The 15,230-nt window shown below is 72.4% G+C and carries 15 protein-coding genes; all 15 read right to left on the minus strand.

The features are described from left to right. Positions 1-79: 79 nt before the first annotated feature. The gene (locus AB0D59_RS48770) at positions 80-388 is read right to left on the minus strand and encodes an acyl carrier protein (RefSeq protein WP_362578887.1); all 309 of its coding nucleotides are present in this window, start codon (positions 386-388) and stop codon (positions 80-82) included. A gap of 4 nt (positions 389-392) precedes the next feature. After that, entirely contained in the window at positions 393-968 is a 576-nt protein-coding gene (locus AB0D59_RS48775) for a nuclear transport factor 2 family protein (protein ID WP_362578890.1), read from the minus strand. A 35-nt stretch (positions 969-1,003) separates the two neighbouring features. Continuing rightward, positions 1,004-1,258 (minus strand): acyl-CoA carboxylase epsilon subunit, encoded by a 255-nt coding sequence (locus AB0D59_RS48780; protein ID WP_362578893.1) that lies wholly within the window; start codon positions 1,256-1,258, stop codon positions 1,004-1,006. Beyond that, complete coding sequence (locus AB0D59_RS48785; RefSeq protein ID WP_362578973.1) at positions 1,255-2,766, minus strand: acyl-CoA carboxylase subunit beta; 1,512 nt, start codon at positions 2,764-2,766, stop codon at positions 1,255-1,257. Before AB0D59_RS48785 ends, AB0D59_RS48780 begins: the two co-directional genes overlap by 4 nt. A 103-nt stretch (positions 2,767-2,869) precedes the next feature. Continuing rightward, entirely contained in the window at positions 2,870-3,715 is an 846-nt protein-coding gene (locus AB0D59_RS48790; RefSeq protein ID WP_362578896.1) for a 4'-phosphopantetheinyl transferase superfamily protein, read from the minus strand. 8 nt (positions 3,716-3,723) lie between these two features. Beyond that, complete coding sequence (locus tag AB0D59_RS48795; RefSeq protein ID WP_362578899.1) at positions 3,724-4,179, minus strand: acyl carrier protein; 456 nt, start codon at positions 4,177-4,179, stop codon at positions 3,724-3,726. Positions 4,180-4,181: 2 nt separating this feature from the next. Continuing rightward, entirely contained in the window at positions 4,182-5,957 is a 1,776-nt protein-coding gene (locus AB0D59_RS48800) for an MFS transporter (protein WP_362578902.1), read from the minus strand. A 4-nt stretch (positions 5,958-5,961) separates the two neighbouring features. Beyond that, on the minus strand, positions 5,962-8,241 hold the full coding sequence (locus AB0D59_RS48805; protein ID WP_362578905.1) for an SDR family oxidoreductase: 2,280 nt from the start codon (positions 8,239-8,241) through the stop codon (positions 5,962-5,964). Between the two features lie 3 nt (positions 8,242-8,244). Beyond that, positions 8,245-9,183 (minus strand): aromatase/cyclase, encoded by a 939-nt coding sequence (locus AB0D59_RS48810; protein WP_362578908.1) that lies wholly within the window; start codon positions 9,181-9,183, stop codon positions 8,245-8,247. Positions 9,184-9,212: 29 nt separating this feature from the next. Next, a complete protein-coding gene (gene fabG / locus AB0D59_RS48815; protein ID WP_362578911.1) occupies positions 9,213-9,998 on the minus strand; it encodes a 3-oxoacyl-ACP reductase FabG in 786 nt (261 codons plus the stop codon). A gap of 111 nt (positions 9,999-10,109) precedes the next feature. Further along, a complete protein-coding gene (locus AB0D59_RS48820; protein ID WP_362578914.1) occupies positions 10,110-10,385 on the minus strand; it encodes an acyl carrier protein in 276 nt (91 codons plus the stop codon). 348 nt (positions 10,386-10,733) lie between these two features. Further along, positions 10,734-11,942: a ketosynthase chain-length factor gene (locus tag AB0D59_RS48825; RefSeq protein WP_362578917.1), complete on the minus strand. Its 1,209-nt coding sequence runs from the start codon at positions 11,940-11,942 to the stop codon at positions 10,734-10,736. Continuing rightward, on the minus strand, positions 11,939-13,213 hold the full coding sequence (locus tag AB0D59_RS48830; RefSeq protein WP_362578920.1) for a beta-ketoacyl-[acyl-carrier-protein] synthase family protein: 1,275 nt from the start codon (positions 13,211-13,213) through the stop codon (positions 11,939-11,941). Before AB0D59_RS48830 ends, AB0D59_RS48825 begins: the two co-directional genes overlap by 4 nt. After that, positions 13,210-13,539, minus strand: a complete 330-nt coding sequence (locus tag AB0D59_RS48835) for a TcmI family type II polyketide cyclase (protein ID WP_362578922.1) — start codon at positions 13,537-13,539, stop codon at positions 13,210-13,212. The genes AB0D59_RS48830 and AB0D59_RS48835 overlap by 4 nt, the downstream gene beginning before the upstream one ends. Before the next feature lie 171 nt (positions 13,540-13,710). After that, on the minus strand, positions 13,711-15,177 hold the full coding sequence (locus AB0D59_RS48840) for an FAD-dependent monooxygenase (RefSeq protein WP_362578925.1): 1,467 nt from the start codon (positions 15,175-15,177) through the stop codon (positions 13,711-13,713). Positions 15,178-15,230 lie beyond the last annotated feature (53 nt).

The following is a 15,230-nucleotide window of genomic DNA, read 5'->3' on the forward strand; positions in this document are numbered from 1 at the left end:
GTCCGCGGGTGATGCCGGGCATCTCGCGCTCAACGGCACAGGAGCATCCGGGGGCATCCTCGGCGGCCACCGGGGAGGCTCAGGTCCGGTCGACCAAGTCGCTCAGGATCGCGGCCAGTTCGCCCACCGACTGTTCGCGCAGGAGGTGGTGGGCGGGCACCGGGATGTTCAGGGCCGACTCCAGGGTGCGCTGGAGGGTCAGGGCCGTGAGGGAGTCGATGCCCTGGGTGTAGAGGGGGCGGTCGCGGGCGATGCGGTGGGCCGGAGGGATGTCCAGGTGCTGGGCCAGATTCCGGCAGAGGAACGTCTCGAACGCGAGCCGGCGGTCGTCGCCGGGGGTTTCGCGCAGAGCGCCGAGGTCGAGCGCTGTGGTCGGGGTGACTGGCACGGTCTCATCGTCCTTTCGTGTGGCGTGGGCGTGGCTGGGAACTGCGCAGTGCGCGGGGGTCGGGGCCGGGGCGCGGTCCGGCCCCGTCGGACCACATCAGGTGGAAGCGCCAGCGGCTGAGCCGCCAGCCGTCCGGGGTGCGGACCGCCTCGCCCTCGCTGTGGCCGCCGATGTCGAAGCGGCCGTCCGGGTCCGGACCGTCGTCGTGGTGCACATGGGACGCGATGAGGTGGATATGGATCCGGGCGGTGTCCCCGTCGACCCGGATGCCGTAGTTGGCGGCCAGGTGGTGGGTGCGCGCGAAGCGGGACTTGCGGTCGAAGTGGAAGGCGGCGGCCTGGTCGCGGCCCTCGACCGTGCCGACCGGGAACTCCAGCCGGCAGTCCGGGGTGAAGACCGTGGCAGGCCAGGCGGGGTCGAATCCGTGTTCGTCCTGGGTGTCGAGCAGGGTGATGTAGCGGTCGATCAGTTCGGTGACGGCCGCACGGTCCGCGAGTACGGCGAACTCGGCGCGCAGGGCGTCGAGTTCGGCACGCAGTTCGAGGACCGTGCCGGCGCGGTCGAGGGACGGGGACGTCATGGGGTCCGTGGCTCCAATTCGGGTGAGGGGACCGGTCAGGCCGCTGGACTGCCCGCGAGACGCCAGCCGCGGGGGTCGCGGTGCGCCGCGAGGCGTTCCGGACGGCGCCAGCCGGCCACCGGGCGGGACTCCAGCGGGCACGGGTCCACCGCGGCCAGGGCGGCCGCGCGGGCGAGCAGGACGGTGGTCAGCGCGGCCAGCTCGGCGGGGCTCGCCGCGCCCTTGACGACCCTGATGACCAGGGCGCCGTCCGTGCCGCCTGTGCCGCCTGTGTCCTCCGCCGCGCTCACTGCGGCGGGTTGCCGTGCTTGCGGCACGGCAGGTCGGCCTGCTTGCCGCGCAGCATCGCAAGGGCGCGGATCAGGGTGGAGCGGGTCTGCCGCGGGTCGATGACGTCGTCGATCAGACCGCGTTCGGCCGCGTAGTAGGGGTGCATCAGCTCCGCCTGGTACTCCTTGATCTTCTGGGCGCGGGTGGACTCGGGGTCGTCCGCGGCCGCGATCTCCCGGCGGAAGATGACGTTCGCCGCGCCCTCGGCGCCCATCACGGCGATCTCGTTGGACGGCCAGGCCAGCGCCAGGTCGGTGCCGATGGAGCGGGAGTCCATGACGATGTACGCGCCGCCGTACGCCTTGCGCAGCACCAGGGAGATGCGCGGCACGGTGGCGTTGCAGTAGGCGTAGAGCAGCTTCGCGCCGCGCCGGATGATGCCGTTGTGCTCCTGGTCGACGCCCGGCAGGAACCCCGGTACGTCGATCAGGGTGACCAGCGGGATGTTGAAGGCGTCGCAGAACTGCACGAACCGCGCGGCCTTCTCGCTGGCGTCGATGTCCAGGACGCCGGCGAAGGAGGCGGGCTGGCTGGCGACGATGCCGACGACCTCGCCGTCCAGCCGGGACAGCGCGCACACCACGTTGGTCGCCCAGCCGGGCTGGATCTCGAAGTAGTCGCCGTGGTCGACGATCTCCTCGATGACGGCCCGGACGTCGTAGATCCGGCCGGGATCCTCCGGGACCAGCTCGAGGAGGTGGTCGGTGCGCCGGTCGGCGGGGTCCTCGGTCGGCGCCCGGGGCGGCAGGTCGCGGTTGTTGGACGGCAGCAGCGACAGCAGGTGCCGCACGTCCTCCATGCAGCTGCGTACGTCGTCGTAGGCGAAGTGGGCCACGCCGGAGGCGGTGGCGTGGACGTCGGCGCCGCCGAGGTCGTTCTGGGTGATCTCCTCGCCCGTCACCGCCTTGACCACGTCCGGCCCGGTGATGAACATCTGGGAGATGTCGCGGACCATGAAGACGAAGTCGGTCAGGGCCGGCGAGTAGGCGGCGCCGCCCGCGCACGGGCCGAGCATCACGCTGATCTGCGGGATCACCCCGGAGGCGCGGGTGTTGCGCTGGAAGATGCCGCCGTAGCCGGCGAGGGCCGAGACGCCCTCCTGGATCCGGGCGCCGGCCCCGTCGTTGAGGGACACCAGCGGGGCCCCCGCCGAGACGGCCATGTCCATGATCTTGTGGATCTTCTGGGCATGGGCCTCGCCGAGGGCGCCGCCGAAGATACGGAAGTCGTGCGCGTAGACGAAGACGGTACGGCCGTGGACCGTGCCCCAGCCGGTGATCACACCGTCGGTGTACGGCCGCTTCTTCTCCAGGCCGAAGCCGGTGGCCCGATGCCGGCGGAGCATCTCGACCTCGTTGAACGACCCCTCGTCGAGCAGGAGTTCGATACGTTCGTACGCGGTGAGCTTGCCCTTGGCGTGCTGGCGCTCGGTGGCCAGCGGGTCGCCGTGCCGGGCGGCCTCCTTCATCAGGCCGAGCTCCTCGATCCGCTCGGCGGCGCTCCACTGGCCGCGATGCTCACGGTCGTGCAGGCTCGGGCGGCCGGTTTTCTGTTCGAGTGACATTGGTGGGTCACGCTCCCCAGTCGGATACTCCGGTGGTCGTGCCTTCGGCGCCCCGGTGCACAGGCACGCCCACGGTCCCGTCGGCGTCCAGGTCGACCGCCTGTCCCGCGTACAGCGCGAGGGGCGGCACCCAGCGCACGGTGACCTGTTCCGGCGCCCCGCCGTGCACCGCGACGGCCGCGTTGTGCCGGGGCCCCGAGGGCAGGTCGAGCAGCGTCCAGCCGGCCGGCCGACGGCGCGGGTCGGCACCCAGGTAGTCGTGGCCGGGGTCGCGGGACAGACCGGTGCCCAGCGCCTTCAGGTAGGCCTCCTTGCGGGTCCACAACCGCCCGAAGGCCGCGCGCCGTGCCCCGGCGTCGTCGAGCGCCGCCAGCTCCGCCTGCTCCCCCGGGTGCAGCGCCGGGGTGCACACCTCGACGGTCTCGGCCCGCGGCAGCCGCTCCACGTCGGCGCCGACGACCGCACGGGAGACGGCGACCACGGCCATGCCGTGGCTGTGCGCCAGCGAGAAGTGCAGGGGCGGGTCGGGATGGGCGACCGCGGGGCGGCCGTGCGGTTCGGCGCAGCCCGGGCAGGGCTCCCGCACGAACGGCACGTCCTGCGCGGCCAGCCCCAGGTAGGCCCCGAGGAGCCGGCGCAGGGCGACATGCGCGGAGGCGTACGTCACCCCGTCCGTGGGCCGGACGAAGGACGCGGTCCGCCTGCGCTCCGCCTCGCTCAGCTCGGTCAGGTCGAGCAGTTCGGCCGCGGTCTCCAGCTGTGCCCGGCGGATCAGCCAGACGTCCAGCTGCCCGGCCGCCGGCAGCCGGGGCTCGGCCGCGAGGGTGGCCGCGCCGAACTCCAGGACCGGCATCCGCCCGATCACCTCGGGCTCGGCACGTCGTGCGCGACGAGGTGGTACTCGCCCTTCCCGGCGTGCTTGTGCGGGCTGTCCTCCGGGCCGAGCTGTCCGGCCAGGCACTCGACCAGCTCGGCCGCGCTGTTGGCGCGCAGCAGCCGGTTGAGGTTGACGTCGACGTGCAGCGCGGCCTCCATCCGCCGCTGGAGCTCCAGGCCGTTGATGGACCCGATGCCCAGGCTGTTCATCGGGCGGCCCGCGGTGTCGATGCTCTCGGGCGACACCCGCAGCACCCGGGCGAGTTCGCCGCGCACGTACGCGTCGATGATCCGGGTGCGCTCGGTGAGGCCGACGGAGGCGAGGTGCGCGAGGCTGGGAGGGACCACCTCGACGATCTGGTCGCGCTCGAACTCGTAGTCCAGGTCGCCGAACTCGTCCTCCAGGTCGTCGAAGACCCAGGTCTGCGTTGTCTGGTCCATGGTCATTCCCCGTCGTGGAGTGAGGAGGGTGGGGTACGGATCAGGCCGGTGAGGCCGACGAGCAGGCCCAGGAAGCCGAGCACGGCGACCAGGGTCAGCGCGGGCCGGCAGGCGGCGGCCGCGGCGGCCGGGCCCGGGGCGGGTGCGTACGCGGCGAGCAGGGCGGCGACCAGCGCGACCGTGACGACGGCGGCGAGCTGTACGGCCGTCTGGTACAGGCCGCTGCCGGTGAGCCGGTCGGCGGGCGCGAGGCGGGACATCGCCTGCATGTTCAGCGCGGCGAAGGACAGCACGAAGCCGGCGCCGACCAGCAGGAGCGTCGGCAGCATCCGGCCCGGATAGTCCAACGGCCACGGCCCCGGGCGTAGTTGCAGCAGATAGCCCGCGAAGGCGCAGGCGGCGCCGGCCACGATGAGACGGGGGGCGCCGAACTTGGCCACCAGGCGGCCGGAGGCGAGCGCGGTCAGCGCGGGGGGCGCGGCGGCCGGGGTGAGGGCGAGTGCGGCGTGCAGGGGGGACCAGCCGGCGAGGGTCTGGGTCTGGTACGTCAGGACGAACAGGAGGCCCAGGTAGGAGCCGTTGAGACAGGCGGCGCCGGCCGCGGAGCGGAGCAGGGCGGGGTTGCCGCGCAGCGAGGGGCCGATGTGCAGGAGGGGGGCCGGTGCGTGCCGCTCCACTCGCCAGAGCAGCAGTAGGAGCAACCCGGCCGCGGTGAGCGGCCCGACGGCTCTCGGGTCGCTCCAGCCGTGGCCGGGGAGTTGGGTGATGCCCTGGACCAGGGCGAGCAGGGCTGCCAGGAGGGTGAGGGCGCCGGGGATGTCGTAACGGTGTGCCGTCCTCGTTCGGGTGCGGCGCGGTGGGGGCTGGTCACGCCCGCGCGGCGGTAGCCGCATATCCAATACAGCCCCGCGCCCCTTCGGGGCGCCCCGGTTGCCCCCGGCCGAGATGTCCCCCGCATCCGTCTTCGGGGCGCCCCGGTTGCCCCCGGCCGAGATGTCCCCCGCATCCGTCTTCGGGGCGCTCCGGTTGCCCCCGGCCGAGATGTTCCCCGCGTCCACCCTCCGGGTATTTCCCGGTCCCTCCTTCGGAGCGCTCTCGTCGGTCCCCTGCGGAGCGCTCTCATCGGTCCCCTGCGGAGCGCTCTCATCGGTCCCCTGCGGAGCGCTTTCGCGCTTCTCTCCTGGGATCAGCCGCAGCCCGAACCCGAACAGCAGCAGCACCACCGGAGCCGGTGACGCGAACGCCCAGCGCCAGGACGCTTCCGTCAGCCAGCCGGAGAGGATCAGGCCTGCCGTGAAGCCGCCCGCGCCGAAGAGGGTGTAGACCGAGACTGCCCGGGATCGGGGGCGGCCCTCCGGGAACGTACTGGTGATGATGGCGAGGCCGGTGGGGGCCGTGAGGGCCGCGCAGAAGCCCTTGGTCAGGCGGGTGGCGAGGAGCAGCCACGGGTCCTGGGCGAGGGCGCTGAGTACGGACGCGGCGGCGAAGGCGAGGAGGGCTGCCAGGTAGACGCGGCGGCGGCCGAGGAGGGTCACCACGCGGGCGCCGAAGAGGAGCAGTCCGCCGAAGCCGGCGGCGAAGCCGGTCATCGCCCACTGGGTGACGGTCGGCGCCGCTCCCAGGTCCGTGCCGATGGCGGGCAGTGCCACCACCGCCACGGACACCTCCAGCGCGTCGATGAGCATGTTGCCGGCGAGGACGAGCAGCAGGCCCCACAGCCGGGGGCCGAACCGCTCGTCCGGGCCGGCCGCGACCGGTGACGGAAGGGTCCTGGTCACCGCGTCACCCGAGGAGGGTGCCGCCGCTCGCGTCGACGAAGGAGCCGGTGACCCAGCGGGCGTCGTCGGAGACGAGGAAGGCGATGACGTCGGCGACGTCCTGCGGTTCGCCGACCCGGTTGAAGGTGGACAGCGCCGACATGGCCTCGACGGCCTCGGGGATGCCGAACACCGGGTTGCCGTTGCGGGTGATGCCGGGGGCGACGCTGTTCACGGTGATACCGCGCGGGCCCAGCAGCTTGGCGTAGTGCAGGGCGAGTTGTTCCACCGCGCCCTTGCTCATGGCGTACGCGATCTCGTCGGGGTTGGCGAACCGGGTCAGCCCCGAGGAGATGTTCACGATCCGGCCGCCGTCGGGCATGTTCACCAGCGCCCGCTGGATGACGAAGAACGGTGCCCTGGCGTTGACCGCGAAGATCCGGTCGAACTGCTCCGGGGTGGTGTCCTCGGCCTTGACCCCGCCCATCACACCGGCGTTGTTGACCAGGATGTTCAGCTCGGTCTCGCCGGTGCGCTCCTTCAGTCCCGCCTCCAGGGCGAGGAACAGCTCGTGGACGTCGCCGGGGGTGCCCAGCTCCGCCTTGACCGTGAACGCCCGGCCGCCGTCCTTCTCGATCCCGGCGACCACCTCGGCGGCGGCATCCTCGCTGGTGCCGTAGTGCACGGCGACCAGCGCGCCGTCGGCGGCCAGCCGCTCGGCGGTGGCCCGGCCCATGCCCCGGCTGGCGCCGGTGACAAGGGCGGTCTTTCCGGTCAGGTTGCCCATCTTCCTTCTCCTGCCAGTCAGTTGTGGTGATCGGACAGCGGCACGCGCGGTGGGCGCGAACCAGCGGCCCAGGGCCTCGCGCAGCCCGTCCGCCGAGCCGCCGGCCCAGGCGACGTAACCGTCGGGTCGTACGAGTACGGCCCCGAAGGAGAGCGGGCCGGTGTCCAGGGGCCGTGCGGTGACCGTGTCGACGGAGGCCGACCAGTCGCCGGCCGCTCCGGCCAGCGACTCGTCCGTCACGAGCAGCAGCCCGCGTGCCGAGTGCAGCAGTTCGGCGGTGGTCGCCCCCGAGTCGAGCCGCAGCTCGGGCAGCCGTGCGCCGACGAGCCCGGTCCGCTCGTCGCCGTACGGCACGCCGCCGTACCGCACGTCGAGTCCGCTGATCATCCCGGCGAGGTGCGCCCGGGCCTTCTCGTACGAGGTGAGTTCGCCGACGACCGAGCGGACCGGGTCCACCTCGGGCCCGCCGAGCAGCAGCCGGGCCTGGGCGCGGATGTTGGACAGGACGCGATGCCCGACCGCGTGCCGTTCGTCGTGATAGGTGTCCAGCAGCCCCGCCGGGGCCCGGCCGAGGACGGTGGCCGCGAGCTTCCAGCCCAGGTTGACGGCGTCCTGGAGGCCGAGGTTGAGGGCCTGGCCGCCGATCGGCATCTGCTGGTGGGCCGCGTCGCCGGCGAGCAGCACCCGGCCCGCGCGATAGCGCTCGGCCTGCCGGGAGGCGTCGCCGAAGGAGTTGACCCACAGCGGGGTGCCGTGTGCGATGTCCTCGCGGGTGACGTCCCGCCAGGCGGTCACGATGTCGGCGAACTCCGCCTCGCCCGAGCCGCGGGGAGGGGTGCCGAACCGGTGGACCATCACCCGGGTGACGCCGTCACCGCGCCGGGCGGCGATGGCGAGCCCGTTCGGCAGCCGCTGGAACCTCCGGTTCGGGATGTCGATGCCGTCTACGTCGGCGCGGATCAGCTCCCGTTCGGCGTCGTTGCCGGGGAAGGGGATGCCCGCGAGCCGTCGTACGACGGAGTGCTCGCCGTCGCAGCCGACGACGTAACGGGCCGTGAACTCCGCCCGCCGACCCAGGTGTTCGGCCACCACGGTGACGCGGTCACCGTCCTCCCGCAGGGCGACGACCTGGTGGCCGCGCAGCACCCGCGCCCCGAGCCGCTCCGCCCAGGCGCCGAGGAGTTCCTCGGTGCGGGTCTGCGGGACCTTCCACTGCCCGGGGTGGCTGCTGGGCAGGGTGAGGTCGAGCGGCAGGCCGCCGAAGTGGCCGCGGGGTTCGTGGGGCGGCGGCTCGGGGTCGCCGAAGCCGCCGGGCCCGTCGAGCAGGCCGCGCTGCCGCAGCAGCTCCATGGTGCGGGCGTGCAGGGTGGACGCCCGTGACTCCGTCGTCGGGGCGTCCAGCCGTTCCAGTACGGTCACTTCGGCGCCGCCGAGCCGCAGCTCCCCGGCGAGCATCAGCCCGACGGGTCCGGCGCCGACCACCACGACGTGCGTCTCGACAGCGTCGGCACCGGCCATGGGTCAGCGCCTCGCTTCGGCGTACGCCTTGGCGTGGTTCAGGGTGGCGCGGCTGTTGGTGCTGAGCGCGCCCTGGACGTAACTGCGGGCCTCGGCGACCCCCGCGTCGGGACCGAGGATCTTCTCGATGTTCTCGGGCCGCAGCACGACGGTGTGCTGCGAGGAGGCGAAGGTGCCCGCGTCGGTCTCGCGGAAGGTCCAGTAGCCGGTGTGCAGGTTCATCAGAGCCGGCAGGGTGGTCTGCTTGTAGGCGATCTTCCGGCCGTCCAGGCAGACCCGGTACGACTTGGTGGTGTGCGTCGAGCCGTCCTTGGCGCGGGTGTCCATCTCCAGGGTCTGCAGCCCCGGGGTGTCCTCGGTGAGGCGGACGGTCGCCACGTGCGGCAGCCGCTCGGACCAGCGGTCGGCCTCGTTGACGAAGTCGTAGAGGTCCTTGGCGGAGCCGTCGACCTCGACGGTGTCCTCGAAGGAGAAGGTCAGCTCCTCGGAGGCGGTGGCGAGTTCGACGTTGGTCTTCAGCGCGGCCAGCTCGGAACGGGAGTTGCGGTCGACGGCCTCGTCGATCCAGGCGAGCCCGGCCGGGTCGTCGTCGACGGCGGTGTAGTCGTGCAGCAGCCGGATCCGGGCGGTGCCGGCGCCGAGCGGCTCGATGATCCAGCCGCCGCCCATGCTCGCGACGGGCGGCGTGGAGACGGTCTGCCGGAAGGTGATCCGCAGTCCGTCCGGGTCCAGCACCCGGCGCGACGTCCAGTTCTTGGCATCGCCGTTGGCGGTGGCCCAGATCCCGATGAGCTCCTCGTTGCCGGAGCGCTCCAGGTGGTCGACGTAGATGGTCGGCGGGAAGATCCGCGGCCAGTTGGCCACGTCGGCGATCAGCCGGTAGACCTCGGCGGCCGGCGCCGAGACGGTGATCTCGTGCTCGACTTCCTTGCGCTCGGACATGGGTGAACTCCTAGAGGATGCCGGGGTTTTCAGAAATTGCCGAGGCCGCCGCAGACGTTGAGGGCCTGGGCGGTGATGGAGGCGGCGGTGTCGGAGGCGAGGTAGCCGACGAGTCCGGCGACCTCTTCGGGGGTGGAGTAGCGGCCGAGCGGGATCTTCGCCGTGAACTTGTCGAGGATGGCGTCCTCGGAGGTGGCGTAGGCCGACGCGTAGCCGGCGCGGACGCGCTGGGCCATGGGGGTCTCGACGTATCCCGGGCAGACGGCGTTGACGGTGATCCCGGTGGGGGCCAGCTCGTTGCCCAGGGCCTTGGTGAAGCCGACGACCCCGTGCTTGGAGGCGGAGTACGGCGCCCCCAGCACCACGCCCTGCTTGCCCGCCGTCGAGGCGATGTTGATGATCCGCCCCCGGCTCTTGTCCCGCATGCCGCCGGTGGTGAGGGCGGCGCGGGTGAGGCGGAAGACGCTGTTGAGGTTGGTCTCGACGACGTCGTACCAGAGCTCGTCGTCGATGTCGGCGGTCACTCCGCCGCCGGACCGGCCGGCGTTGTTGACCAGGACGTCGACGGTGCCGTAGCGGTCGACGGCCGCCTGGACGAAGTTCGCGATGGACAGCGCGGACCGGACGTCGAGGGTGGCCCCGTCGACCTCCAGTCCCTCCGCGCGCAGTTCCTTGACGGTCCGCTCCACGTTCGCGGCGTCGCGGGAGCCGATGAAGACGCGGTGGCCCTGCTGGGCCAGCAGCCGCGCCGAGGCGAGGCCGATTCCGCTGGTGGCGCCGGAGACCAGGGCGACCTTCTGCTGCTGTTCGGACATGTCTGCCGCTCCCTTTCAGGGCGTTCAGGTCTTTCGGGCATGGGGATGCCGCCGGCGCCCGGAACGAACGGGGGCGGGCGCCGGCGGCCGGAGGGGAGGGACGGAGAGAGGTCAGGCCGCGGTGGCGGTGACGTCACCGAGCTGCGTGTTGACGAGGGCGAGCAGCTCGCGGGGGGTCTTCGCCTCGGTCACGACGGTGTCGTCGAGCGTGATGGCGTACTCCCGCTCGATGCGTCCGCAGGTCTCCAGGATGGCGAGCGACTCGTAGCTGAGCTCCTCGAAGTCGGTGTCGAGGATGTCCCCGTCGAGATCGACGCTCTCATCGGCACCGGCGGCCTCCAGCAGGATCCGCTTGAGGTCGTCGAGGGTGAAGGGCTGGGTGGCCACGGTGATCTTCCTTTCGGTTCTACGAATCGTTTCCACGAACGGGAACACCCGCCCTTCCGGCCCGGCGTGGGAGAGAGTGGTGGACCGGAAGGGCGGGTGTGTCTTGAGGGGGCGGGGGTCGGCGGGGGCTGGGGGGACGCTTACCGGCGCTTGCAGGGTGCCGCTGCGCCCACCCGTGCCGCCTGGGGGCACCTCCCAGGCCCTTGAGGCACTGGGGGAGGCACGACTGCCCGCAGCTGGGTAGGACGCGGCTGGGCAGCGCCCCGTAAGGGGCGCGGGGAACTGCGCGACCAGCCCCCACCGGCCCGCGGCCGGACCGCGACACCCGCCCCTGCGGTCCCGGGCGGCCTACGCCCGCACGACCATCGCCGAGTTGAACCCCGCGTAGCCCCGCGCCAGCACCAGCGCCGTCCGTACCTCGGTCAGCCGCGCCTCCCCCACCACCAGGTCGAGGTCATAACCCGCCTCCGGCGAGACATGCACCGTCGCCGGCACGACCCCGTCCCTGATCGCGAGCAGCGCCGTCGCCACGTCCAGCGGCGCCGCCCCCGAGTACAGCCGCCCGGTCATCGTCTTCGGCGCGGTCACCGGCACCCCGTGCGGCCCGAACACGGCGTTCAACGCGTCCGCCTCCACCCGGTCCAGCTCCGGCACGGCCGCCGCGTCGGCGAACACGACGTCCACGTCGCCCGCGTCCACGCCCGCATCAGCGAGGGCCAGTTCGACGGCCTTGCGCAGCCCCGGCGGCCGCTCGCTCCCCGGCGCCGGATCGAACGTCGCGCCGTACCCGGCGATCTCCCCGTACACCCGGGCGTCCCGCCGCGCGGCCGTCTCCTCGGCCTCCAGGATCAGGATCGCCCCACCCTCACCGGCCACATGCCCGGCCGCGGCCGGGTCGAACGGCAGATACGACCGCTCGGGCTCCTCCGACGTGGACAGCCGGTCGCTGGCCAGCTGCGCCACCCACCCCCACGGGCAGATGGACGCGTCGATCGCCCCGGAGACGATGAGCCGTGTCCCCTTCCGGATCTGCCGGCGCGCGTGGGCCAGCGCCTCAAGGCCGCCCGCCTGGTCCGAGACGACGACCCCGCTCGGCCCCTTCATCCCGTTGCGGATGGAGATCTGGCCGCTGTTGACGGCGTAGAACCAGGCGAACGACTGGTATGCCGAGACGAACTGGCTGCCCTGGCTCCACAGCTTCTGCAGCTCGCCCTGGCCGAACTCGAAACCACCGGAGGAGCTGGCGGTGACCACGCCCATGTCGTAGGCGGGCAGGTCGGCCGGGGTGACGTCCGCGTCGGCCAGCGCCCAGTCCGTCGCGACGAGCGCGAGGCGGGTCATGTGGTCGGTCTGGGCGAGCAGCCGGTTCGGGAGATGGTCGGCGGCGGTGAACCCGGGGACCTCGCCGGCCAGTTTCGCCGGGTACCCGGACGGGTCGAACCGGGTGATCCGGGCGATCCCGCTCTTGCCGGCGCGGGCCGCCGCCCAGTAGTCGGCGGTACCGAGGCCGTTGGGTGCGGCGATGCCGAGCCCGGTCACAACCGTGCGCGTGCTCATGCTGCCGTGCTCCTCTCCGGTCGGGCGAGCACCATCGCGCTCTGGAAGCCGCCGAACCCGCTGCCCACGGTGAGCACCGCGTCGGTGCGGTGCTCACGGGCGGTGAGCGGCACGTAGTCCAGGTCGCACTCGGGGTCGGGAGTGTGCAGGTTCGCCGTCGGGGGCACCACGTTGTGCTCCATGGCGAGGACCGACGCGGCGATCTCGATGGAGCCGATCGCGCCGAGCGAGTGCCCGACCATCGACTTGATGGAGGACACCGGGGTCCGGTACGCGTGGTCGCCGAGGCTCTTCTTGAACGCGGCGGTCTCGTGCCGGTCGTTCTGCTTGGTGCCCGAGCCGTGCGCGTTGATGTAGTCGATGGCCTCGGGGTTGAGGCGGGCCTCGCCCAACGCGACCGTGATCGCCTCGGCCATCTCCGCGCCGTCCGGGCGCAGTCCGGTCATGTGGAAGGCGTTGCAGCGGGAGGCGTACCCGGCGATCTCGGCGTAGATGTGCGCCCCCCGGCTCCGCGCCGCCTCCAGCTCCTCGAGGACGAAGACAGCCGACCCCTCGCCCAGCACGAACCCGTTGCGGGTGCCGTCGAAGGGGCGGGAGGCGTGCTCGGGGTCGTCGTTGCGCGGGGTGGTGGCCTTGATGGCGTCGAAGCAGGCCAGGGTGATCGGGGAGATCGGGGCGTCGGTGGCGCCGGCGATCATCGCGCAGGCGGAACCCTCCCGGATCAGCTCGACGGCGTGCCCGACGGAGTCCAGCCCCGAGGTGCAGCCGGTGGACACGACGGTGGCCGCGCCCTCGGCCCCCACCGACCAGGCCACCTCGGCGGCGAAGGAGCTGGGCACCAGGTAGTTGTAGAGGTGCGGGACGGCGTAGGTGTGGTCGACCAGTTCGAGCCGGCCGCCGTCGCTGACCACCCGGTACTCCTGGTCGAGGCCCATGGTCGCGCCGACCGCGCTGCCGATGGTGACCCCGATCCGGTGCGGGTCGGCGCCGGACAGGTCGAGCCCGCTGTCGGCGAGTGCCTCGCGGGCGCTGACGACGGCCAGCTGGGCCGCGCGGTCCATCCGGCGTATCTCCTGCGGGCCGAGCCCGTGGTCCTCGGGGTCGAAGTCGACCTCGGCGGCGACCCGGGACCGGAAGGAGGAGGGGTCGAAGAAGGTGATGCCGCGGGTCGCGGTGCGGCCCTCGCTGAGCAGGTTCCAGAAGTTCTTCGTGCCGACACCGCCGGGGGCGATGACGCCGACCCCGGTGATGACCACTCGCCTGGCGTTCACGCCCGGCCCTCCCAGTCGTAGAAGCGCGTGGCGACCGCGTCGGCGGGCGAGCGCCAGGTGGCGGGGTCGTACGCCTCGATGAACGGCTTGAGGTCCTCGCTGATCCGCACGAACCGCGGGTCGGTCTTGGCCGACTCGATCAGCTCACCGCCGTTGTCGGTGTCGAAGTGCTGGAGGTGGAAGTACAGCCCGCGGTAGGCGAACAGCTCACGCCGCCGGGTGCCCATCAGATGCGGCATCTCGGTCTCGTCGAACTCCTTGAACAACCGGGCGACTTCCTGACTGTGAGCGGGCTCCATACGGGCGACGATCAGGGTGCTGTGCATGGTTCACTCCTCAAAGAGGCCAAGGAAAAGCGCCCCGACAGGGGCGCGGGGCTGCAATTGATTTGCGGCTGCCGCCGCGTGGGCGCGACCAGCCACAACGGCGGGGCAGCCGCACGACGACAGATCGCGGCACTCACGGCAGCGCACGAAGCAGCGCACTCCGCCGCACACTCACCGCACAGGCCCGAACCACCGCTCAAGAGCCATCGGCAGATCCGCGTGACTACCCGGCGCCGCCCAGGCCACATAGCCGTCGGGCCTGACCAGCACGGCCGTGGTCCCCGCGAGCGGGCTGTCGGCCGGTACCTCCGCCACCGCCGTCACCACGTCCACCCGGTCCCGCCAGGCCCAGGCGCGTTCCCGCAGCCTGGCGTTGTCGGCGAGGTCGAGCAGGACACCCCGCCCGGCGCGCAGCGCCTCCGTGCTGGAGGCCACCCTCTTGTGGCCGGCGAGCGGCACGTTCGGCAGGCGTCGGCCGAGCAGCGCGTGGCCGCCCCCGTCGAGGTCGTAGTGGATCTCAAGCCCGGAGACCATCGCCGCCAGGTGCTTGCTGACCTCGGGATAGCGGATCAGCTCGTTCAGCACGTCGCGCAGCGGCTGGACCTCGGGGCCGGACAGGAACAGCAGGCCCTGCGCCCGGGTGTTCATCATCAGCCGCTGCCCGACCGGGTGCCGTTCGTCGTGGTACGTGTCGAGCAGCGCCTCCGGGGCCCGGCCCCGCACCACCGCGCCCAGCTTCCAGCCCAGGTTCACGGCGTCCTGGATGCTGGTGTTCATGCCCTGGCCGCCGGCCGGCAGATGGATGTGCGCGGAGTCCCCGGCGAGCAGGATCCGGCCGCGCCGGTACTCGGTGACCAGGCGCGTCCCGTCGCCGAAGGACGAGATCCACACCGCTTCGGCGTGCGAGATGTCGTCGCCGGTCAGCCGCTGCCAGGCCGCCGCGGCCTCCGCCCAGGTGGGCGGCTTGTCGCGGCGCTGCGGCGGGGTGCCGCGCTCGCAGATGATCAGCCGGGTGATGCCGCCGGGCAGCGGCCCGACCATGACCATCCCGCCGGGCAGGGTCTCGCCGATCATCCGGGGCTCCAGCTCGATGCCCTTGACGTCGGCGAGGTACATCTCCAGCGTCGACGGCGTGCCCGGGAAGTCGAAGCTGGCGGCCTTGCGGATGGTGGAGCGGCCGCCGTCGCAGCCGACCAGGTACTCGGCGCGCAGCCGGTGCACGCCCTCGGGGCCGCGCACCTCGACCTCGACGCTGTCCTCCTTCTCCTTGACGGACAGCACCTCGTGCCGGCGCCGGATGTCCGCGCCGAGCCGGCCGGCCCACTCCTCCAGGACGGTCTCGGTGACCGACTGAGGGATCGTTTTGGCAGCCTGGTGGGCGCCGTCGAGTACACCGAAGTCGACCGGCAGGCCGCCGAAGTGGCCCACGTTGCTGACCTCGATGTCCCCGAAGCGGGGCAGCAGTCCGCGCTGGTCGAAGACCTCCATGGTGCGGGCGGTGAAGCCGAGGCCGCGCGACTCTCCGGTGCGCGCGGGCAGCTTCTCCAGAACGATGACGTCGGCGCCCGCGAGCCGTAGCTCGCCCGCGAGCATCATGCCGGCCGGCCCGGCGCCCACGACGATGACTTGTGCGTCCATGACACTCCTCGGGAACGGTTCCGTACGGTCCCGTCGGGGAGACCGTCGGCGAA

Origin of the sequence: Streptomyces sp. NPDC048417, assembly GCF_040651615.1 — a bacterium.
Classification (GTDB): domain Bacteria; phylum Actinomycetota; class Actinomycetes; order Streptomycetales; family Streptomycetaceae; genus Streptomyces.